Raw genomic sequence first — 21,206 nt, forward strand, 5'->3', positions numbered from 1 at the left:
TGCCAGACTGTCCCACCAGATACAGGATCAAAGGGAGGAAACCATGTCCGGTAAGAAGATACTCATGCTTTGCGGCGACTTTGGTGAGGACTATGAAACCATGGTCCCGTTCCAGACGCTTTTGACTGTTGGTCATACGGTTCATGCGGTCTGCCCCGGCAAGAAGGCTGGCGATCATATCGCGACAGCCATTCACGACTTCGAAGGCCACCAGACCTATACAGAAAAGCCGGGCCATAACTTCACGCTGAACGCGACCTTCACCGATGTTAAGCCTGAGAACTATGACGCTCTGGTCATTCCCGGCGGTCGGGCACCGGAATATCTGCGTCTCGACGATAAGGTTATCGCCGTGGTGAAGCATTTCTTCGAAGCGAACAAGCCAGTTGCTGCGGTCTGCCACGGCGCGCAATTGCTGGCCGCAGCGCGCGTTCTGGAAGGTCGCACCTGTTCCGCCTACCCGGCCTGCCGCCCGGAAGTTGAACTCGCCGGTGGCAAATATGCCGATATTCCGGTTGATCAGGCGGTTACGGATGGCAATCTTGTCACGTCGCCCGCATGGCCTGCTCATCCAGCATGGCTATCACAGTTCCTTACTGTGCTCGGCACCAGGATCACCCATAGCTGATCGCAACGCCCTGCCTGTTTCCCAACACGGTTGCAGGCAGGGCGAAACTGCGCGACAGTAAGTTTGGGAGAATGATCCGGAGGAAATCATGTGCAGGCTGTTCATCGGTGCCGATCCTGAGCTCTGGCTGAGCGTAACACGTTCGCTGCGCATCGACGGCGTCGTGACAAGCGTCCGGCTTGAGAATTTCTTCTGGTGGGCTCTCGAAGATATTGCAGCGCGCGATGATCTCACGGTCAGCCGCCTTATCGGCAAACTTTACGATGAATCCCGGAATGAAGGGCACGACCTCGACAATTTCGCGTCGTTCCTGCGGGTCTGCTGTGGACGCTATCTTTCGTTGCAGCTGAGCGGCCTTGTTCCCACAGACAAGTCGACCGCCATCTCTACACTGGATGCAGATACCATTCTGGTCAGGGAACAGGAAAACTATCGCCAGCGGCAATCTTCCTGGGAGAAATCTCGTGATGACAATCGCGCTGCGCACCGCGCCGCATAATCGGTGCCGTCAAAAGCCGTTTCACGCTTTTCGCAAGTCTCTCCCGAAATTTTGACCGTCTAAACGCTCTATAGGCCAAAGAATAAGCCTCTTACGCTTTGCCTTATTCGTCGTGAGTGCTATACGGGCGCGACGCATTGAAAAAGAGGCTTCATCCATGGCAAAAATCAAGGTTGCGAACCCGGTCGTTGAACTCGACGGCGATGAAATGACCCGCATCATCTGGCAGTTCATCAAGGACAAATTGATCCATCCCTACCTCGACATTGATCTGAAATATTACGATCTATCAGTCGAGCACCGCGATGCCACCAATGACCAGGTTACCATTGATGCGGCTAATGCCATCAAGGAACACGGCGTTGGCGTAAAATGCGCAACCATCACCCCGGACGAAGCCCGCGTTGAAGAATTCAAGCTCAAGAAGATGTGGAAGTCGCCAAACGGCACGATCCGCAACATTCTCGGCGGCGTGATCTTCCGCGAGCCGATCATCTGCAAGAACGTTCCGCGCCTCGTGCCGGGCTGGACCCAGCCGATCATCGTTGGCCGTCATGCTTTCGGCGATCAGTACCGCGCGACCGATTTCAAATTCCCGGGCAAGGGCACTCTGTCGATCAAGTTCGTCGGCGAAGACGGCGAGACCATCGAACACGAAGTCTATCAGGCTCCGGCGGCTGGCGTGGCAATGGCCATGTACAATCTCGACGAATCGATCCGCGAATTTGCACGCGCTTCGCTGAATTACGGCTTGCAGCGCAACTACCCGGTCTATCTTTCGACCAAGAACACTATCCTCAAGGCCTATGACGGTCGCTTCAAGGACATCTTCGAAGAAGTTTACCAGACCGAGTTCGCTGACAAGTTCAAGGCTGCAAAGATCTGGTACGAACATCGCCTCATCGACGACATGGTCGCTTCGGCGCTCAAGTGGTCCGGCGGCTATGTCTGGGCTTGTAAGAACTACGACGGCGACGTGCAGTCGGACATCGTGGCTCAGGGCTTCGGTTCTCTCGGCCTGATGACCTCGGTTCTGATGACGCCGGATGGCAAGACGGTTGAAGCTGAAGCCGCACACGGCACCGTTACCCGTCACTACCGCCAGCATCAGAAGGGCGAGGAAACCTCGACCAACTCGATCGCTTCGATCTTCGCATGGACGCGTGGTCTCGCACACCGCGCCAAGCTCGACGACAATGCCGAGCTTAAGCGTTTTGCCGACACGCTGGAAAAGGTCTGCGTCGACACAGTTGAAAGCGGCTACATGACCAAGGATCTGGCTCTGCTCATCGGTCCGGATCAGCCTTGGCTCTCGACCACCGGTTTCCTCGACAAGATCGACGAGAACCTTCAGAAGGCCATGGCCGCCTGATAAAATATTCGACGCGTATCGTCGATATGGAAAACCCGGCAGCCTCGCTGCCGGGTTTTTTCATTTCCTTTTCAAGGGAAAAAGCGCATCCTGCCACCGCTTACAGGGAGGATGAAATGGCTGAGTTGAAGCTCTATACCAACCCGATGTCGCGCGGACGCATCGCGCGCTGGATGCTGGAGGAGATCGGCAAACCCTATGATGTGGAAATTCTGGATTTCGGGCCACCGATGAAGGGGCCTGACTACTGCACAATCAATCCGATGGGCAAAGTTCCTGCCCTGCGCCACGGCGATGCGGTGGTGACGGAAGTGGCTGCAATCTGCGCCTATCTGGCAACAACATTTCCCGAAGCTGGTCTGGCGCCTCACCCCAATGAGCGCGCGGATTTCTTCCGCTGGCTGTTCTTTACATCTGGTCCTGTGGAAGCCGCCTTGTCCAACCATGCGCTCGGCTTTGAAATCCCCGCAGACAAGCAGGGAATGGTCGGCTACGGCAATTACGATACAGTGGTCAACACATTGGAGAAAGCGGTTTCGCACCATCCATACATCACCGGCGACCGCTTCACGGCGGCTGACGTTTATGTCGGCTCGCACATCGGCTGGGGCCTGCGCTTCGGCACTTTGCCTGCCAGAGCAGCGTTCGCCGCCTATTGGGACCGACTAAAAGATCGTCCTGCCATGAAGCGCGCCACGGAACTGGACGAGGCAGCAGCCGCAGCCACACAGCATTAACAACATAATGCTGGCTGTTCAGGTCACGTAATCTGGCCAGCCAGCTCAAACGTGTGTGAGAATGCCTGTGCACCTTTTGGCGAGAACGCGATGACACGCCCCGCTTCGCGGCGTGCCCAGCCCTTTGAAATGAAATGGTTCAACAACGCTGCACCGAGCGCTCCGCCCAGATGGTTGCGACGTTCACTCCAGTCGAGGCAGTGACGACAGACCGGGCGCTTGCCCTGCTCCAGAGTGGTCACATCAACGCCAAGGCAACTGAAAAACGACTTGCCCTTTTCTGTCAGCACCGGCTCATTGTCATCAACAATCAGCTCAAGCCGATGCGAGGCATCGAGCATTTCCACCCCACGCTCACCGGCCAGATGGTCATAGCAGATGCGTGCCTTGCGTAGTGCCTGATCTTTCGGGCCGGTCCGCACCCGCACAGCGCCGGTGCGTTGCGCAAGCCCCATCAAACCTTCCAGGACCTGCGCCACATCTGTTCCTGAAAGCCGGAAATAGCGGTGGCGCCCCTGCTTCTGCGCGACCAGCAGATTGGCCGCATCAAGCTTTGCAAGATGCCCGCTGGCGGTTTGCAGCGTCACGCCTGCGGCTGACGCGAGTTCACTGACAGTCAGCGCACGACCATCCATCAGCGCCGTGAGCATGTTTGCACGCGCCGGATCACCAAGGAGTGCTGCAACGGAAGCTATGATCGGGCCATCTTTCATACTTCGATGCTAACCGAACTATGGAGAAACTTCAATTGCTACATTGTCAGCATCAAAGACATGCTTTTGAAGGAGACACGCATGATTACCTGTTTCATCCGCTATCAGATCGACCCGTTCAAAGCGGATGCCTTTGCAGAATATGCGCGCAATTGGGGACAGGCGATTCCGCGCTGCGGCGCTGATCTCATCGGCTATTTCGGGCCGCATGAAGGTTCGTCGACCACAGCCTACGGCGTCTATTCAGTCGAAAACCTTGCCGCGTATGAAGCATATCGGGCACGGCTTGCCGCCGATCCGATGGGACGCGAGAATTACGAATTTGCGCGCAAAGAACAATTCATCCGATCCGAAGACCGCATCTTCCTCAAACTCCAATCCGCACCGCATGGGGAGTTCATCAAGCCATGATTGCCGTCATATTCGAAGTCTGGCCAGCCGATGACAACAGGCGTGAACAGTATCTGGATATTGCCGCAAGCCTGCGCGAAGATCTTTCCAGGATTGACGGTTTTCTGTCGATCGAGCGTTTTCAAAGCCTGGCCGATCCCGACAAATTGCTTTCGCTCTCGTTCTGGCGCGACGACGATGCGGTGCGTGAATGGCGCAACCTGCCATCTCATAGGGTAGCACAGGGGCAAGGCCGCAATGGTGTTTTTGAAAACTACCGTTTGCGTGTAGCCAGCGTCATGCGTGACTATGGTCTGGATGAACGAAGCGAAGCGCCTGACGACAGCCGCACAATTCATGCTGCTTATTTCCACCGATAAAAAAGGCCGGGTTAACCCGGCCTTTTGAATTAGATGATCAGTGCCTTGACTGCTGCAATCGCGGCGTCGGCCTTATCGCCATCCGGCCCGCCGGCCTGCGCCATGTCCGGGCGACCGCCGCCACCTGCGCCACCGAGGGCCGCAGAAGCAGCGCGAACCAGATCGACCGCACTAAAGCGACCAACCAGATCTTCCGTCACTGCGGCCACCGCGCTGGCCTTGCTATCTTCGCCGACACCAATGAACAGCACCACACCGGAGCCGACCTGCTTCTTGCCTTCGTCGGCAAGCGGCTTGAGATCACGCGGGGAAACGCCAGTCACGATCTTGCCCAGGAAGTTGACGCCATTCACAGCTTCAACGGCGCTGCCGCCATCTGCCGAACCACCGCCAAGCGCAAGCTTCTTGCGCGCATCAGCAAGTTCGCGTTCCAGCTTCTTGCGTTCATCAAGCAATGCGTTGACACGTTCCAGCGCTTCAGACGGTGTCGTCTTCAATGCACCGGCGATGGCCTTTACGCGCTCGTCCTGCTCTTCAAGGTAAAGACGTGCTGCCTCACCTGTCAGCGCTTCCATACGACGAACGCCAGCGGCAACCGCGCCTTCCGAAACAATGCGGACGAGACCTATATCGCCGGTCTGGCGCACATGCGTACCGCCGCAAAGCTCAACCGAATAAGCCTTGCCCTCCTTCGAACCGTGCTTGGCGGTGCCCATGGAAACAACACGAACTTCATCGCCATATTTTTCACCGAACAGTGCCATGGCACCCTCGGCAATGGCATCGTCAACGGCCATCAGGCGGGTGCTGACAGGAGCGTTCTGCAGAATGATTTCGTTGGCGAGAGTTTCCACCTGCGTCAGCTCTTCAGCCGAAATCGGCTTCGGATGCGAAAAGTCGAAACGCAGACGATCCGGTGCAACGAGCGAACCCTTCTGTGCAACATGACTGCCGAGCGTTTCACGCAGCGCCTCATGCAAAAGGTGCGTCGCCGAATGGTTGGAACGAATGCGCGTGCGGCGCACCGAATCCACTTTCAGCTCGACCGCATCGCCGGTCTTCGCCGTCCCCTTGGTGACTTCGCCGATGTGAACGAAGACGCCCTCGCCCTTCTTCTGCGTATCCTTGATTGCGATAGCAAAACCTTCTCCGGAGATCGTGCCGGTATCGCCCTGCTGGCCGCCGGATTCTCCATAGAACGGGGTCTGGTTGACTACGACCGAAACAACATCGCCTTCAGCAGCGGACTGTACTTCCGCGCCATCGCGGACAAGCGCAGTGATAACGCCTTCGGCAACCTCGGTCTCGTATCCGAGAAATTCCGTCGCACCGACCTTATCCTTGATACCGAACCAGATCGTTTCGGTTGCAGCTTCACCAGAACCAGCCCAGTTCGCACGGGCCTCGGCCTTCTGGCGCTGCATGGCGGCACTGAAGCCATCCGTATCGACGGCAATACCGCGCTGACGAAGTGCATCCTGCGTCAGATCCAGCGGAAAGCCATAGGTGTCGTAAAGCTTGAAAGCGGTTTCGCCGTCAAGACGATCCCCTTCAACAAGGCTTTCCGTCGCATCCGACAGGAGGCCAAGACCGCGATCCAGCGTCTTGCGGAAACGGGTTTCCTCAAGCTTGAGCGTTTCGGAGATCAAGGCATCGGCGCGGATCAGTTCCGGATAGGCCTGTCCCATTTCGCGGATCAAGGCCGGCAGCAGGCGCCACATCAACGGCTCTTTGGCGCCCAAGAGCTGGGCATGACGCATTGCACGGCGCATGATGCGACGCAACACATAGCCGCGGCCTTCGTTGGACGGCAGAACACCGTCAGCGATCAGGAAGCTCGAAGCGCGCAGATGATCAGCAATCACGCGGTGGCTGGCGCGGAATTCGCCCTCAGCCTTGACGCCGGTTGCTTCTTCCGAAGCGCGGATCAATGCCTTGAAGAGATCGATATCGTAATTGTCGTGCACGCCCTGCAGAACCGCAGCGACGCGCTCCAACCCCATTCCGGTGTCGATAGACGGACGCGGCAGGTCGATGCGCTGTTCGGGCGTAATCTGCTCGAACTGCATGAAAACGAGGTTCCAGATTTCGATGAAACGGTCACCGTCTTCGTCAGCCGATCCGGGAGGTCCGCCCCAGATATGGTCGCCGTGGTCGAAGAAGATTTCTGAACACGGACCGCATGGACCGGTATCGCCCATAGCCCAAAAATTATCGCTGGTGGCAATGCGAATGATGCGGTCATCGGAAAGACCAGCAATCTTTTTCCAGTAATTCGCAGCGTCGTCGTCCGTGTGATAAACGGTGACGAGCAATTTGTCCTTCGGAAGTCCGAATTCCTTCGTGATCAGGTTCCAGGCGAAGCTGATGGCATCTTCCTTAAAATAGTCGCCAAACGAGAAATTGCCGAGCATTTCAAAGAATGTATGGTGACGAGCGGTATAGCCGACATTGTCCAGATCGTTGTGCTTGCCACCGGCACGCACGCACTTCTGGGAGGTCGTCGCGCGATTGTAGGAACGGTGTTCAAGACCCGTAAAAACGTTCTTGAACTGAACCATACCCGCATTGGTGAACATCAGCGTCGGATCGTTGCGTGGGACAAGTGGGCTCGATGGAACGACCTCATGCCCGTTCTTACGGTAATAATCGAGGAATGTGGACCTAATCTCGTTGACGCCAGCCATAAGTCACCCTTGGGCTTTTTTGCCCTGCACGGATACAGCTCTGCAGAAAGCTGTATCAATTATCCTGTTCAAACTCCCATAGCCGCCAACCGTCATTGAAGGCCCGAGGCTCTCCCGCACTGCCAGGAGGTGAAGTGGAGTTTTCGATTGACCGCTTTTAGCGGTGCCTTGCTTTTCTGTCCAGATAAGTACGCTGCGCCATAAAAGCAATTTCTGCCGGAAAGCGATAAAACCAGCACCATTCACTTCGCAAAAACACTCACTGCTAAACAAAAAGCCCCATGCAATTGCACGGGGCTTCGATAATTCATTCGATGCTGGCGATCTTACATTTCGGCAGCGTCACTCGCATCGTCTTCTGGTCCGCCATCTTCGAGGAACTGTTCGGCAATCAAACCGGCATTCTGACGAAGCGTGGTTTCGATCTCGCGGGCCACTTCCGGGTTGTCCTTGAGATATTGCTTGGCGTTTTCACGGCCCTGTCCCAGTCGCTGGGAATTATACGAGAACCACGCACCGGACTTCTCGACGACACCGGCCTTTACGCCAAGATCGACCAGCTCGCCGGTCTTGGAAACGCCAGCACCGTACATGATGTCAAATTCGACCTGCTTGAAGGGCGGTGCAAGCTTGTTCTTGACGACCTTCACACGGGTCTGGTTGCCAACAACTTCGTCGCGCTCCTTGATCGAACCGATACGGCGAATATCGAGACGGACCGAAGCATAGAACTTGAGAGCGTTACCGCCAGTCGTCGTTTCCGGCGAACCGAACATCACACCGATCTTCATACGAATCTGGTTGATGAAGATCACCATACAGTTCGACCGCGAGATCGAAGCAGTAAGCTTGCGCAGCGCCTGGCTCATGAGACGAGCCTGAAGGCCAGGCAAGGAGTCACCCATTTCGCCTTCGATTTCCGCACGTGGCGTCAAGGCTGCGACGGAGTCGACGACGAGAACGTCAATGGCGCCCGAACGCACAAGCGTGTCGGTGATTTCAAGTGCTTGCTCACCCGTATCTGGCTGCGAAATCAGCAGGTTTTCCAGATCGACACCCAGCTTGCGTGCATAGACAGGATCAAGCGCATGTTCCGCATCGACGAATGCACAGATACCGCCCTTCTTCTGTGCTTCCGCAATCGTGTGCAGCGCGAGTGTCGTCTTACCGGAGCTTTCCGGTCCGTAAATCTCAACAATACGTCCTTTGGGCAAGCCGCCGACACCCAGCGCGATGTCCAGAGAAAGCGAGCCGGTCGGAACAGTTTCGATCTCGATAACCGGGGCATTTTTCCCCAGACGCATGATCGAGCCCTTACCGAACGCCCTTTCGATTTGCGACAATGCCGCATCGAGAGCCTTAGTCTTGTCCACTGAATTTTCCTCAACAAGTCGCAATGAATTCTGAGACATCTTACACCATCCTCTTGTCTCGCTAGAAGCCCGGCAGGCTCGTTGCTATGATCTATTTGTATTCGTTTTGTTCTCATTTGACAATAGGGCTAACTCATTGATTAAAAACAGTTCCGAAATTTTGTTCTATAATCGTTCTCTAACATCAGCAATTACGAAAATAATCGAACTATCCACGAATTAACTTAATTCAAACCAAACTGCCCATCCACCGATTCGGAAAAGCAAAGAAAAACGCAGCCCTTCTATCGAAGAACTGCGTTGTTTGAAGCCTATTAACCCTCGGAAGGGAATCAGCTGGCGGCGCGAAGCGGAGAAATCTGGATTTCCACGCGACGGTTCTGCGCACGGCCTTCCGGTGTTGCGTTAGTGGCAACGGGCTGGCTCGCGCCATAGCCGATAACGGCGAAGCGACGCGGATCGATACCCTGCGAACCGAGATAGCTCGCGACCGACGCGGCGCGGCGCTGCGAAAGAGCCTGATTGTGGCTGACGCTACCGGTCGAATCGGTGTGGCCATAAACGTCCACAAGTGTCTGGTTGAATTTGCGCAGTACAATCGCGACCGAATTAAGCGTCGGGTAGAACTGGCTCTTCACCTGATCCTGATCGGTATCGAAAGTGATGCTGGACGGCATATTAAGGATGATCTGGTCGCCGTTACGCGTCACAGACACGCCAGTGCCCTGCAACTGTGCACGGAGCTCGTTTTCCTGACGATCCATGTAATTGCCGATTGCGCCGCCGCCAAGTGCACCAATACCGGCACCAATCAGAACGGCATTGCGCTGTGCACGGCTGGAACCGCCGACCATCAGGCCACCAAGAGCGCCCACAGCCGCGCCAATCGCAGCACCACCTGCGGTGTTCGACATCTTCTGTTCCCCGGTATAGGGGTCGGTGGTGCAGCCTGCCAGAAATGTGGCGGCGAAAAGGGCAATACCGATCTTCTTCAGCATGAAATGGTCATCCTCAATTAGCGAATCCGTCGCATGATAATAGCGATTAAGGCCGGATGGTGTCTCAAATGCGAGTTTGAATCCAGCCTTTCGCTTTTTAACTGAAGCCTCCGCAACTGCGCAACTGCGTGGCGTAACGATTGGCCATGGATTGGGCACGTTTTGCGCCATTGAGCGCTGTAGCATTCCCGCGCCAGACACCACGAGCGTAACCGCCGTGACCCGAATAGTAAGCGAGATAAAGGCTATATGCATCGGCGCGATTGATGCCGTTTTTCAGATAGCTTTGATAGTGATACCAGCCAATGAAATGGATAGCGTCCGCGAAATTGGTGCGCGATGCAGTCCAGCGACCGGTTTCCCGCTTGTAACGATCCCACGTGCCGTTCAGCGCCTGGGAATAGCCATAGGCGCTGGAAGCCCGCTTCCACGGTATGATCCAGAGAATCTTGGTCCGTGGCGGGCGTGCATAGGGCTGGAAGCCGGATTCGGTATAGATTGTGGCCATCAGAACCGGAACCGGCACGCCGAACTCGCGCGAAACCCGCGTGGCAGCCGTCTGCCAGTTATTGAACCAACCGTCGCGTTGATCGAAGACCGCACACACATTGTTGACCTGCCGTGGGGCAGTCGCGCAGCCTCCTAGGATCACGAGCGCGACGAGAAACAAAACGCGCATCATGGAAAACCTCGTCTCTTTGCAAAGATTGATAAAGCGTAAAAATTAAGAAGACCTTTCTAACGACAGGTCACCCCTTTCCGGGGCCTTCAAACTCGCGTGAAGAAGCAAAGTAAAAACCGCTGCCAACACGACAGCGGCCCGAACTGTGGATGAATGTGCGTAGCGACAATCAAGGTGAGATTCAGCGTCAATCAGGATGAGACTCGCGCCGGGGTGTGACGGAGAGAGGGCGTAGCCCGACCGTAGTCATATCCCGGCGCGGCGCAGATTTTCGACGTCTCATGATCGCGGTCGGTCCGATACATTTCAGGTTTTCTGGATTGGAGAACCAGTTTGTGCCGGGTCGTCATGTAACCGATCATCAGATGAGATTATTCATGAAGTATCGACAAATGCATTCAGTAGAGGTCGCCGCTGCAAAAGCGTCGATCAGCCGGGCCACGGCCTATCGTCTCGATAAGGAGACGCAACTTCCATCCCAAAGCAAAGCACCACGCGGGCGTCGTCGTCCTGATCCGCTTGAGCCGATATTCGATACGGAAGTTGTTCCGCTCCTCAAAGCAGCACCGGGCATCCGCGCCGTGGCCGTTTTCAACGAGATGCTACGGCGGCATCCAGAACTGCCCGAAGGTATCCGCCGCACGCTCGAGCGTCGCATCCGGTCCTGGCGTGCTGTTCACGGTGAGGCCCAGGAGGTCATCTTCCGCCAGACGCATGAACCTGGTCGGCTGGGCCTTTCGGATTTTACTGACATGAGCAGCCTCGGCATCACAGTCGCCGGCCAGCCGCTCGATCATTTGTTTTATCACTTCCGGCTTGTCTGGTCTGGGTTCGAGCATGCTCATGTCATTCTCGGCGGCGAGAGCTTCGTTGCGCTGGCAGAAGGGTTGCAGAACGCCCTGTGGTCTGTGGGGGGCGCGCCCCTTTATCACCGCAGCGACAGTCTGTCGGCCGCCTTCCGCAACCTCGATGCCGATGCCAAGGTCGACCTGACAAATCGCTATGACGAACTGTGTGCCCATTATCGCATGACGCCGACGCGCAACAACAAGGGCATCGCACATGAGAACGGCTCGATCGAAAGCTCCCATGGCCATCTCAAGAATGCTGTTCGTGATGCCTTGCTGATGCGCGGTACCAGGGAATTCGCTGATCTCAGCTCTTACCGCGCCTTTGTCGACGAGATTGTCAGCCGGCGCAACGCCGCCCATGGCAAGCGTATCGATGCCGAGCGGTCCCATTTGCAGGCGCTGCCCGAGCGCCGGACCACGGACTTCGAAGAGGTTGTCGTGACGGTATCTCGCACCGGCGGCTTTACCTTGCGCAAGGTGTTCTACACCGTGCCGTCCCGCCTCATCGGGCATAGACTTCGGGTGCGCTTGTTCGACGATCGGCTTGATGTCTTTGTCGGGGGTACGCACCTGATGACGCTGCGCAGGGGACGTGGCCATGCCGACGGGCGGCATGATCAGGTCGTCAATTACCACCACATCATCCATTCCCTGCGCAAAAAGCCGATGGCGCTGCGTGGTCTCGTCTATCGTGACAAGCTCTTTCCACGGCAGGAATACCGCAGAGCCTACGAGACACTCATCGAGCATCTTCCCGACAAGCAGGCCTGCAAGATCACCGTCGAGCTTCTGGCGCTGGCGCATGATCGCGGCTGCGAGCGCGAACTTGCCGAAGAATTGGCCACGACACTCGATGCCGGAGATCTGCCCGATCTGGCTGCAATGCAAGCGCTCTTCGGTCCCGATCCAGCCAAATTGCCGACCGTCCATGTCCAACTCGCATCGCTTCATGGCTACGAGGCCTTGATCGGGACAGGAGAAGCAGCATGAAGAACGCTCATGTCATCGATGAAGCGCGGCTCGGCATCATGCTCAACGAACTCCGACTGCCGACAATCAAGACTCTATGGTCGCAATTTGCCGAACAGGCCGATCGAGAAGGATGGCCGGCCGCACGCTTCCTATCGGCCATCGCCGAGCACGAATTGGCCGAGCGTGCCCACCGCAGGATTGAAAGGCATCTCGCTGAGGCACACCTGCCACCTGGAAAGACCCTGGATAGCTTCGCTTTCGACGCCGTGCCCATGGTCTCAAAGGCCCAGGTCATGGCAATTACCGCTGGCGACAGTTGGCTCGCCAAAGGTGCCAATATCCTCATGTTCGGCCCACCCGGTGGAGGAAAGAGCCATCTCGCTGCCGCTATCGGCCTCGCACTTATCGAGAATGGATGGCGCGTGCTATTCACCCGAACAACCGACCTCGTGCAAAAGCTACAGGTCGCGCGCAGGGAACTGCAGCTCGAATCTGCTATCGCCAAACTCGACAAGTTCGACTTGCTCATCCTCGATGATCTCGCCTACGTCACCAAGGATCAGGCCGAAACGAGCGTGCTCTTCGAGCTGATATCGGCACGCTACGAGCACAGATCGGTCTTGATTACCGCAAACCAGCCATTTGGAGAGTGGAACCGGGTCTTCCCAGATCCTGCCATGACACTCGCAGCGGTCGACCGGCTTGTTCATCACGCTACGATCTTCGAGATGAATGTCGAAAGCTACCGGCGAAGAACGGCGCTGGAGGAAAAACGCCAACGCGGACGACCGGCATCTTTTGCGACAATCAAAACCTCGACGGTGATTGCCGCGGAGCGACAATCAGAAAGCGACGAAGAGCTTGCCAGCGACATTCAACGTGATAACTTCAACTCGACCGCGACATAAGAATCTCATCCAGATTGTCGCCCGCGTCTCATCCTGATCGCCGCGCTATAGAATGTGGATAACTATGGGGATAGCGCATTTTCAACGGTCGAAACTGCGTGAAAACCAATGGTTAGAGCGATTGCGCCGGAACAGAACTGCTCCAAACTTCAACGGCGTCCCTGGCGCTCCTGTCGCAACCGCGCCCAGTATTCGAGGCGCTTGCGGATATCTCGCTCAAAACCCCGCTCCGGCGGATCATAGAATTTTTGCCTGCCCATGCTTTCCGGGAAATAATCCTGTCCTGAAAACGCGTCTGGCTGGTCGTGGTCATAGGCATAGCCATCGCCGTAGCCCTCGTTCTTCATAAGCTTGGTTGGCGCGTTGAGAATATGCTTCGGCGGCAGCAGTGAACCGTTCTCCTTGGCCGCACGCATTGAGGCTTTATAGGCCACATAGACGGCGTTCGATTTCGGAGCCGTTGCAAGATAAACACAGGCCTGTGCGAGCGCCAGTTCGCCTTCCGGCGAACCGAGATAGTCATAGGCATCCTTGGCGGCGTTGCAGATGACCAGTGCCTGCGGGTCGGCCAAGCCGATATCTTCCACCGCCATGCGCACCAGCCGCCGCCCAAGATATAACGGATCTTCGCCCGCATCGAACATACGAGAAAGATAGTAGAGCGCTGCGTCAGGGTCCGATCCCCGCACCGATTTATGCAGCGCCGAAATCAGATTGTAATGCCCGTCCTGCCCCTTGTCATAAACGGGGGCGCGACGTTGCACGACATCCTGCAGCTTTTCGGCAGTAAAAACTTCATCGGGACGGGCCGCGCGCCAGACTTCCTCGGCAAGCGTCAGCGCAGCACGTCCATCGCCGTCAGCCATCCGAACAAGGCTTACCCGTGCTTCCTCGTCCAGCGGCAATGGACGTTCTTCTTGCTCTTCGGCACGGGTCAGAAGTGTTGCAATGCTCTCGCCATCATGGGGATGAAAAGTAAGCACCCTCGCCCGGGACAAAAGAGCAGCATTGAGCTCGAAAGACGGGTTTTCCGTCGTGGCGCCGATCAGGATAACAGTGCCGTCTTCCATGACCGGCAAAAACGAATCCTGCTGGGCGCGATTAAAGCGATGAATTTCGTCTACGAAAAGCAGTGTCTGCCGGCCCGACATACGCCGCGCACGAGCAGTCTCGAAAACCTTCTTGAGATCGGCAACGCCGGAGAAGATCGCCGAAATCTGCTCAAACGCGAGATCAGTTTCTCCAGCAAGCAGGCGGGCAACGGTCGTCTTGCCGGTTCCCGGAGGTCCCCAGAAGATCATGGAACCGAGCGAACCGGATGCAATCATGCGCGTCAGCACACCTTCTGGTCCGGTCAGATGTTCCTGACCGGTTACTTCCGACAAATGCTTCGGGCGCAGACGGTCAGCAAGCGGCCGGTTGCGGTCCGCGTTCGGGTCTGCCGCTGCTGAGAAAAGGTCGCTCATTTCATTCGCTCGATCGATAAATTAAACGCCGCTTCAGGCATAATGCTACCCGAAGCGGCATGCAACTTTTGGCGATATACTGGCCGACAGTTTTAACGCACGAACTGACGCAACAACGTTCCGTTGCGTTCCACCTCAAGCCGCCAGGCAAGACCACGTCCCCCATCCAGAATCGCGGTCATCTCCTCCACGGAGCGGATAGGATTTCCGTTGATGCTTCGAACAATGTCGCCCGGGCGCAATCCGAGCCGTGCCGCCGGCGAGCCGGAATAAACGTCAACAACGACCACCCCCTGGCTTTCACTCTTGAGACGCAGCTTTTTAGCGGTGGATGGCGTCAGCACAAGAACAGCTGCACCGGCGAAGGGATTATCGCCCTTGATCACCTGCGGCGCAGTTTCCTTGACTTCAGGCGCTTTGGAAAGCTTCACCGGGATGGTCTGGTTCTTTCCATCCCGCATGATTTCGACCGACACGGTGTTACCAATGCCAGCCGTCGATAGACGATAACCAAGCACATCCTGATTATCGACACGAACGCCCTGAACGGACAGAACCACATCGCCGATCTTCAGCCCTGCGGCTTCTGCAGGACCACCTTTTGCAACTGCCGTGATCAGGGCACCGTAGGGCTTTTCCATTCCAAGCCCTTCGGCCAGATCGGAGGTGACCCCTTGGAAAGTCGCGCCGATATAGGGGCGCTCGAAACTTTTGCTGCCATTCTGCGCAGCTTCCACGACAGCGCGGACCATATTGGACGGAATAGCAAAGCCGATGCCCACGGAACCGCCAGAACGTGAATAGATCGCTGTGTTGATACCTATCAGGCGTCCGCGCATGTCAATCAATGCGCCACCGGAGTTGCCGGGATTGATAGCCGCATCCGTCTGGATAAAGAAATCAAAATCGGAAATGCCAACCTGTGTTCGGGATTGCGCCGACACGATACCGCTCGTCACAGTCTGTCCGACCCCGAACGGATTGCCGATGGCCAGCACCAGATCGCCAACTTCGACTTCGTCGGAATTGCCGAGGCCCAACACTGGAAACTTGTCCTTGGCTTCAATTTTTAACACGGCAAGGTCCGTGGTTTCATCACGCAGAAGCAGCTTGCTTTCGAACTCGCGACCGTCCGACAAGGCGACTTTGATTTCGTCGGCATCCTTGATGACGTGATTGTTCGTCACGACAATGCCTGAACTATCGACAATCACGCCGGACCCGAGCGACTGCTGGATACGTGGCTTGCTTTCCCCGAACTGCCGCCCGAAAAACTGCTCGAAGAACGGATCGCCTGCAAATGGCGATTGTGCCCGTGCCTGCACCTGTCGCGCCGCATAGACATTCACAACAGCTGGTGTCGTCTCTTTCACAAGAGGAGCGAAGGAAAGTTGCATATCAGCGCGGCTGAGCGGCACTTCTTTGGGAGGTGTTGCAGGCGCATCCTGCGCCATTGCCTGCGGCATAACCAGCCCGATGGATGTCAGCATAAGACCCAATACACCTAAACGTCGCCAATTCATGCACATACTCCGCGCTTTCCGAGGGCACTCATATCTTCGGTGAAAAAATATGAGATTCGTCGTCCATATGTAGTCAACTGAGGACAAGGATAAAGGGCCACATTGTGACCTTGAAGTGCAGCACGGCAATTTTTCGTGAAACATATCGATCCGAAAGAGCCGAACAGCAGCAAGAACAAACAAAAAGGGCCGCTCAAGGCGGCCCTTTTCAATAATCAGAAACAGTGCAGATTATGCTGCGTCTGCTTCAGCAGCCTGTTCGGCTTCGACGCGGGCGCGGTCAGCCTTGCCCTTTGCATCGACGTCGCGTTCCACGAATTCAACAACCGCCAGAGGCGCGTTGTCGCCAGCGCGGAAGCCAGCCTTCATGATGCGGATGTAGCCGCCGTTGCGGGTTGCATAGCGAGCAGCCAACGTATCGAACAGCTTTGCAACGAGCTTAACGTCGCGAATAGCCGAGATAGCCTGACGGCGTGCATGCAGATCGCCGCGCTTGCCGAGAGTGACAAGCTTTTCTACGATCGGACGGATTTCCTTAGCTTTAGGAAGCGTGGTCACAATCTGTTCATGCTCGATGAGCGAAGCCGCCATGTTGGCGAACATTGCCTTGCGATGCGAGGCAGTGCGGTTCAGCTTACGCTGTCCATTACCGTGGCGCATGGCCTTCTCCTTAATTAGTTCTAGCCGGATTGCCGGTCTTAATATTGGTCTTCGTAGCGCTTTGCGAGATCTTCGATGTTTTCTGGCGGCCAGGACGGGATTTCCATACCGAGATGGAGACCCATCGATGCCAGAACTTCCTTGATCTCGTTGAGCGACTTGCGGCCGAAATTCGGAGTCCGCAGCATCTCGGCTTCCGTCTTCTGGATCAGATCGCCGATGTAGACGATGTTGTCGTTCTTCAGGCAGTTTGCCGAACGGACGGACAGTTCGAGTTCGTCGACCTTCTTGAGCAGAGCCGGGTTGAAAGCCAGTTCCGCAACCTGTTCCTGCGGAGCTTCCTTCTGGGGCTCTTCGAAGTTGACGAAGATCGCCAGCTGGTCCTGGAGAATACGAGCAGCATACGCCACTGCGTCTTCACCGCTGACCGAGCCGTTTGTCTCGATGTTCAGCGTCAGCTTGTCATAATCGAGAACCTGACCTTCACGGGTGTTCTCGATCTTGTACGACACCTTGCGAACCGGAGAGTAGAGGCTGTCAACCGGGATAAGCCCGATCGGAGCATCTTCCGCACGGTTGCGGTCGGCAGGCACATAGCCCTTGCCGGTGTTGACGGTGAATTCCATGCGGATTTCAGCGCCTTCGTCCAGCGTGCAGATGACGTGATCCGGGTTAAGGATCTCGACATCGCCGACAGTCTGAATGTCGCCAGCCGTAACAACGCCTGGGCCTTCCTTGCGGACGACCATGCGCTTCGGGCCCTCGCCTTCCATGCGGATGGCGATTTCCTTGACGTTCAGAACGATATCCGTAACGTCTTCGCGGACGCCCGGAATCGAAGAGAATTCATGCAGAACGCCATCGATCTGAATGGCGGTCACGGCAGCGCCGCGAAGCGACGACAGAAGCACGCGACGCAGAGCATTACCGAGCGTCAGACCGAAACCGCGTTCCAGCGGCTCAGCAACGACGGTTGCATGCGTGCGGGAGCCGTTGGTGATGAAATCCACCTTATTCGGCTTGATGAGTTCCTGCCAGTTCTTCTGGATCATGTAAGTATCCCTCTATCAATCGTCGCTACCATCCTATCGTAGCGATCAAGTGTAGAAACCGCAGAGGAACCCCGAACTTGAAAAGCCCGAGGCTCGTACGGCATGTGAACGAGGATTAGACCCGGCGCTTCTTGCGCGGACGGCAACCGTTGTGCGGGATCGGCGTAACATCGCGGATCGACGTAATCACAAAGCCGGCAGCCTGAAGGGCGCGCAGCGCGGATTCACGGCCAGAGCCCGGTCCGCAAACCTCGACTTCGAGGGAGCGCATACCGTGTTCCTGAGCCTTCTTGGCGCAATCTTCGGCAGCGATCTGAGCGGCGAACGGGGTCGACTTACGCGAACCCTTGAACCCCTGAGCACCGGCAGACGACCAGGCAATCGCATTGCCCTGAGCATCCGTGATGGTGATCATGGTGTTGTTGAACGTCGAATTTACGTGGGCAACGCCCGACGAGATGTTTTTACGCTCGCGACGGCGAACGCGCGTGGCTTCCTTGGCCATGACAGTCCTTTCAATCGATCTCTACACCGCCGTAATTCCAGCGGCTACACCGGTCCTCAAGAAAGGACCAGCATCAAACCCAACCGGCGCACCGGAAAGGCCCGACGGAACATATGTCCCGTCGAAATTACTTCTTCTTGCCTGCGATTGCCTTCGCCGGACCCTTGCGGGTGCGTGCGTTGGTGTGCGTGCGCTGGCCGCGAACCGGCAGCGAACGACGATGACGCAGACCGCGGTAGCAGCCCAGGTCCATCAGGCGCTTGATGTTCATCGAAACTTCACGACGCAGGTCACCTTCGACCTGGTAGTCAGCATCGATTGCTTCGCGGATCTGAAGGACTTCAGCATCCGACAGCTGGTTAACGCGACGATCGTCAGCAATGCCGACCTTCGTTACGATTTCCCGAGCAAATTTTGGTCCGATCCCGTGAATGTACTGAAGCGCAATAACAACGCGCTTGTTCGTCGGGATGTTGACGCCAGCGATACGTGCCACGTCTGTTCTCCTTGAGTTATAAAAATTTCCATCTGGCAGATGCGATCAACCAGACAGCATTAAACGACCGGTACCGGCCTCTTTCGATTTCCGCCGATACCCGCCATTCAAAACCAGTTGAAGTGGCGCAGTCTTTGACGGAATCGCCCGAAAAAGTCAACTCTTAACTGTCCGTAAAGCCATCAAACCGGCCTGACAGGCAACTCAAGCAACTTCTGGAAGTAATAAACGGGCAGAAAACGCTTCACGCTTTCCCTGCCCGTATTGGAATGAGGCTTCTTCAAGCCCCTTCAATTTTCATGCCGGAACCAGAATTCTCTCGATTTCGGCAGTAACTTCTTCAACCGGCGCCATGCCATTGATGACGCGCAGTTCACCAGTTCCGGCATAATAGCTCGAAAGCGGCGAAGTCTTTTCGCGGTATTCCACGAGACGCTTGCGGAACGCTTCAGGATTGTCGTCCGAACGGACCTGACCACCCTTGGCAATCGTTTCAGCCACGCGGCTCTCCATCCGCTTGACCAGAGCATTCTCGTCAACCTTCAGCTCAATGACTGCATCGAGCTTTAGGCCCTTCCCCGCCAGCATGGTTCCCAGAGCCTGAGCCTGTGGAACCGTGCGTGGATAACCGTCAAGGATGAAACCGTTCGCGCAGTCAGGCGCATCGATGCGCTCCGAAACGATCTGGTTCACGATCTCATCGGAAACCAGTTGCCCGGCGTCCATCACGGCCTTGGCGCGCTTCCCGATCTCGCTCTGCTGGGCGACTGCTGCACGCAGCATGTCGCCGGTCGAGAGCTGAGGAATTCCATGCTTCTTGGTAAGAAGTCCAGCCTGCGTCCCCTTACCTGCTCCGGGCGGCCCAAGAAGTATCAGTCTCATTTATTGCGTTTCCCACCTCTGAGTTTGGACTTCTTGATCAGCCCTTCATACTGATGGGCGATCAGATGTCCCTGAATTTGCGCAACCGTGTCAAGCGTTACGCTCACAACGATCAGCAGCGAGGTGCCACCAAGATAGAACGGCACACCGGTTGCGGAAATCAGGAATTCCGGCAGGAGACAGACAAGCACGATATAGATGGCGCCGACAACAGTGATGCGTGTCAGCACATAGTCTATGTATTCGGCGGTACGCTCACCCGGACGAATGCCCGGAATAAAGCCGGAATGCTTCTTGAGCTGGTCAGCAGTGTCCTTGGGATTGAACACAATGGCCGTGTAGAAGAAGCAGAAGAATGCCATCAATGCGGCATAGAACAGCATGTAAAGCGGCTGACCATGACCGAGTGCATTGAGAACGGTAGTAGCCCAGGCCGGCATTTCCGTCGTGTTGGCGAAACCGGCAACCGTCGCAGGCAGAAGCAACAACGACGAGGCGAAAATCGGAGGAATGACGCCTGCGGTATTGAGCTTCAACGGCAGATGCGACGTATCGCCCTGGAACATGCGGTTGCCGACCTGACGCTTCGGATACTGGATCAGAAGGCGACGCTGCGCACGTTCAACGAATACGATGACCGCAATCAGCACGATGGCAAGAATGATAACGCCCAGAATGAGTCCCGTCGACAGCGCGCCGGTACGGCCAAGTTCCAGCGTGCCGGAAATAGCGTGCGGCAGGTTGGCCACGATACCGGAGAAGATGATCAGCGAGATACCGTTGCCGATACCGCGTGCAGTGATCTGCTCGCCGAGCCACATCAGGAACATCGTACCGCCAACAAGGGTGATCACCGACGAAACGACGAAGAACGGTCCCGGATTGGTGACAATACCGTTGCCCGACTGCAAGCCGACAGAAATCGCGTAGGCCTGAACAAGCGCCAGAAGCACCGTGCCGTAACGCGTATACTGATTGATGATCTTGCGACCTGCCTCGCCTTCCTTCTTCAGCGCTTCAAGAGACGGAACAACCGACGTCATGAGCTGCACGATGATGGAGGCAGAGATATAAGGCATGATGCCGAGCGCGAAAATGGCCATACGACCGACGGCGCCACCGGCGAACATGTTGAAAAGCCCGAGCACACCCTGGCTATGCTGCTGGAAAGCCTGCGCAAGCGCGTCAGGATTGATGCCGGGAAGCGGAATATAGGTGCCGAACCGGTATACGAGCAAAGCACCCAGCGTGAACCAGATGCGCTTCTTGAGTTCTTCTGCTTTCGAGAAAGCTGAAAAATTGAGATTGGAAACTAGCTGTTCAGCAGCCGATGCCATTAAATTTCTCCGGTGAAAAGTCTCCGGTCCTCCGCCCCCGTCAGCGCAATCTATTGCGGTCGCGCCTCGAGACTAAAAAGACCCTACCCAGATAT

21 protein-coding genes are annotated in these 21,206 nt (G+C 56.2%); 8 read left to right on the plus strand and 13 right to left on the minus strand.

Features of this window, described 5'->3' with window-relative positions:
- Positions 1-43 precede the first annotated feature (43 nt).
- The 4 genes from ABDF71_RS08505 to ABDF71_RS08520 all read left to right on the plus strand — a co-directional run bounded on the left by ABDF71_RS08505 (position 44) and on the right by ABDF71_RS08520 (position 3,236).
- Complete coding sequence (locus tag ABDF71_RS08505; protein WP_029924622.1) at positions 44-628, plus strand: DJ-1/PfpI family protein; 585 nt, start codon at positions 44-46, stop codon at positions 626-628.
- An 88-nt stretch (positions 629-716) separates the two neighbouring features.
- Positions 717-1,127: a ribbon-helix-helix domain-containing protein gene (locus ABDF71_RS08510; protein WP_500061470.1), complete on the plus strand. Its 411-nt coding sequence runs from the start codon at positions 717-719 to the stop codon at positions 1,125-1,127.
- A gap of 157 nt (positions 1,128-1,284) precedes the next feature.
- Positions 1,285-2,499 carry an NADP-dependent isocitrate dehydrogenase gene (locus ABDF71_RS08515; RefSeq protein ID WP_010659939.1) on the plus strand — a complete coding sequence of 405 codons (1,215 nt, stop codon included), beginning with the start codon at positions 1,285-1,287 and terminating at the stop codon, positions 2,497-2,499.
- A 116-nt stretch (positions 2,500-2,615) separates the two neighbouring features.
- Entirely contained in the window at positions 2,616-3,236 is a 621-nt protein-coding gene (locus ABDF71_RS08520; RefSeq protein ID WP_437260062.1) for a glutathione S-transferase family protein, read from the plus strand.
- A gap of 23 nt (positions 3,237-3,259) precedes the next feature.
- Here the strand turns inward: ABDF71_RS08520 and ABDF71_RS08525 are convergent, their stop codons facing one another.
- The gene (locus ABDF71_RS08525) at positions 3,260-3,949 is read right to left on the minus strand and encodes an ArsR/SmtB family transcription factor (RefSeq protein WP_437260061.1); all 690 of its coding nucleotides are present in this window, start codon (positions 3,947-3,949) and stop codon (positions 3,260-3,262) included.
- An 81-nt stretch (positions 3,950-4,030) separates the two neighbouring features.
- Between ABDF71_RS08525 and ABDF71_RS08530 the strand changes: the two genes are divergently transcribed.
- Together ABDF71_RS08530 and ABDF71_RS08535 are read left to right on the plus strand one after the other, a co-directional pair.
- Positions 4,031-4,360 (plus strand): NIPSNAP family protein, encoded by a 330-nt coding sequence (locus ABDF71_RS08530; protein ID WP_437260060.1) that lies wholly within the window; start codon positions 4,031-4,033, stop codon positions 4,358-4,360.
- Positions 4,357-4,719 carry an antibiotic biosynthesis monooxygenase family protein gene (locus ABDF71_RS08535; protein WP_500061471.1) on the plus strand — a complete coding sequence of 121 codons (363 nt, stop codon included), beginning with the start codon at positions 4,357-4,359 and terminating at the stop codon, positions 4,717-4,719. Before ABDF71_RS08530 ends, ABDF71_RS08535 begins: the two co-directional genes overlap by 4 nt.
- A gap of 29 nt (positions 4,720-4,748) precedes the next feature.
- Here the strand turns inward: ABDF71_RS08535 and alaS are convergent, their stop codons facing one another.
- From alaS to ABDF71_RS08555, 4 genes are all read right to left on the minus strand, one after another.
- Positions 4,749-7,406 carry an alanine--tRNA ligase gene (alaS, locus tag ABDF71_RS08540; RefSeq protein ID WP_151663011.1) on the minus strand — a complete coding sequence of 886 codons (2,658 nt, stop codon included), beginning with the start codon at positions 7,404-7,406 and terminating at the stop codon, positions 4,749-4,751.
- 326 nt (positions 7,407-7,732) lie between these two features.
- Positions 7,733-8,818, minus strand: a complete 1,086-nt coding sequence (gene recA, locus ABDF71_RS08545; protein WP_010659933.1) for a recombinase RecA — start codon at positions 8,816-8,818, stop codon at positions 7,733-7,735.
- Positions 8,819-9,111: 293 nt separating this feature from the next.
- Positions 9,112-9,777 carry a YiaD family glycine zipper/OmpA-like lipoprotein gene (locus ABDF71_RS08550; protein ID WP_010659932.1) on the minus strand — a complete coding sequence of 222 codons (666 nt, stop codon included), beginning with the start codon at positions 9,775-9,777 and terminating at the stop codon, positions 9,112-9,114.
- A gap of 97 nt (positions 9,778-9,874) precedes the next feature.
- Entirely contained in the window at positions 9,875-10,459 is a 585-nt protein-coding gene (locus tag ABDF71_RS08555) for a transglycosylase SLT domain-containing protein (protein ID WP_010659931.1), read from the minus strand.
- 335 nt (positions 10,460-10,794) lie between these two features.
- On the opposite strand from ABDF71_RS08555, the gene istA reads away from it, so the two are divergent.
- Both istA and istB read left to right on the plus strand, forming a co-directional pair.
- Positions 10,795-12,300 (plus strand): IS21 family transposase, encoded by a 1,506-nt coding sequence (gene istA / locus ABDF71_RS08560; RefSeq protein WP_500060850.1) that lies wholly within the window; start codon positions 10,795-10,797, stop codon positions 12,298-12,300.
- Positions 12,297-13,190, plus strand: coding sequence for an IS21-like element helper ATPase IstB (gene istB / locus ABDF71_RS08565; RefSeq protein WP_500060852.1), 894 nt, complete (start codon positions 12,297-12,299; stop codon positions 13,188-13,190). Before istA ends, istB begins: the two co-directional genes overlap by 4 nt.
- A gap of 149 nt (positions 13,191-13,339) precedes the next feature.
- On the opposite strand, the gene ABDF71_RS08570 is transcribed toward istB, so the two are convergent.
- From ABDF71_RS08570 to secY, 8 genes are all read right to left on the minus strand, one after another.
- Positions 13,340-14,656, minus strand: coding sequence for a replication-associated recombination protein A (locus tag ABDF71_RS08570; RefSeq protein WP_012091914.1), 1,317 nt, complete (start codon positions 14,654-14,656; stop codon positions 13,340-13,342).
- A 92-nt stretch (positions 14,657-14,748) separates the two neighbouring features.
- Entirely contained in the window at positions 14,749-16,179 is a 1,431-nt protein-coding gene (locus ABDF71_RS08575; RefSeq protein WP_012091913.1) for a DegQ family serine endoprotease, read from the minus strand.
- Between the two features lie 231 nt (positions 16,180-16,410).
- A complete protein-coding gene (rplQ, locus tag ABDF71_RS08580; protein WP_010659928.1) occupies positions 16,411-16,839 on the minus strand; it encodes a 50S ribosomal protein L17 in 429 nt (142 codons plus the stop codon).
- 38 nt (positions 16,840-16,877) lie between these two features.
- The gene (locus ABDF71_RS08585) at positions 16,878-17,891 is read right to left on the minus strand and encodes a DNA-directed RNA polymerase subunit alpha (RefSeq protein ID WP_006467001.1); all 1,014 of its coding nucleotides are present in this window, start codon (positions 17,889-17,891) and stop codon (positions 16,878-16,880) included.
- 115 nt (positions 17,892-18,006) lie between these two features.
- A complete protein-coding gene (gene rpsK / locus ABDF71_RS08590; RefSeq protein ID WP_002964339.1) occupies positions 18,007-18,396 on the minus strand; it encodes a 30S ribosomal protein S11 in 390 nt (129 codons plus the stop codon).
- Positions 18,397-18,523: 127 nt separating this feature from the next.
- Entirely contained in the window at positions 18,524-18,892 is a 369-nt protein-coding gene (rpsM, locus tag ABDF71_RS08595) for a 30S ribosomal protein S13 (protein ID WP_006467002.1), read from the minus strand.
- 297 nt (positions 18,893-19,189) lie between these two features.
- The gene (locus ABDF71_RS08600) at positions 19,190-19,774 is read right to left on the minus strand and encodes an adenylate kinase (protein ID WP_010659927.1); all 585 of its coding nucleotides are present in this window, start codon (positions 19,772-19,774) and stop codon (positions 19,190-19,192) included.
- Positions 19,771-21,111 (minus strand): preprotein translocase subunit SecY, encoded by a 1,341-nt coding sequence (gene secY, locus ABDF71_RS08605; RefSeq protein ID WP_010659926.1) that lies wholly within the window; start codon positions 21,109-21,111, stop codon positions 19,771-19,773. Before secY ends, ABDF71_RS08600 begins: the two co-directional genes overlap by 4 nt.
- Positions 21,112-21,206 lie beyond the last annotated feature (95 nt).

It is taken from the genome of Ochrobactrum sp. WV_118_8, from assembly GCF_039631535.1.
Classification (GTDB): Bacteria; Pseudomonadota; Alphaproteobacteria; order Rhizobiales; family Rhizobiaceae; genus Brucella; species Brucella anthropi.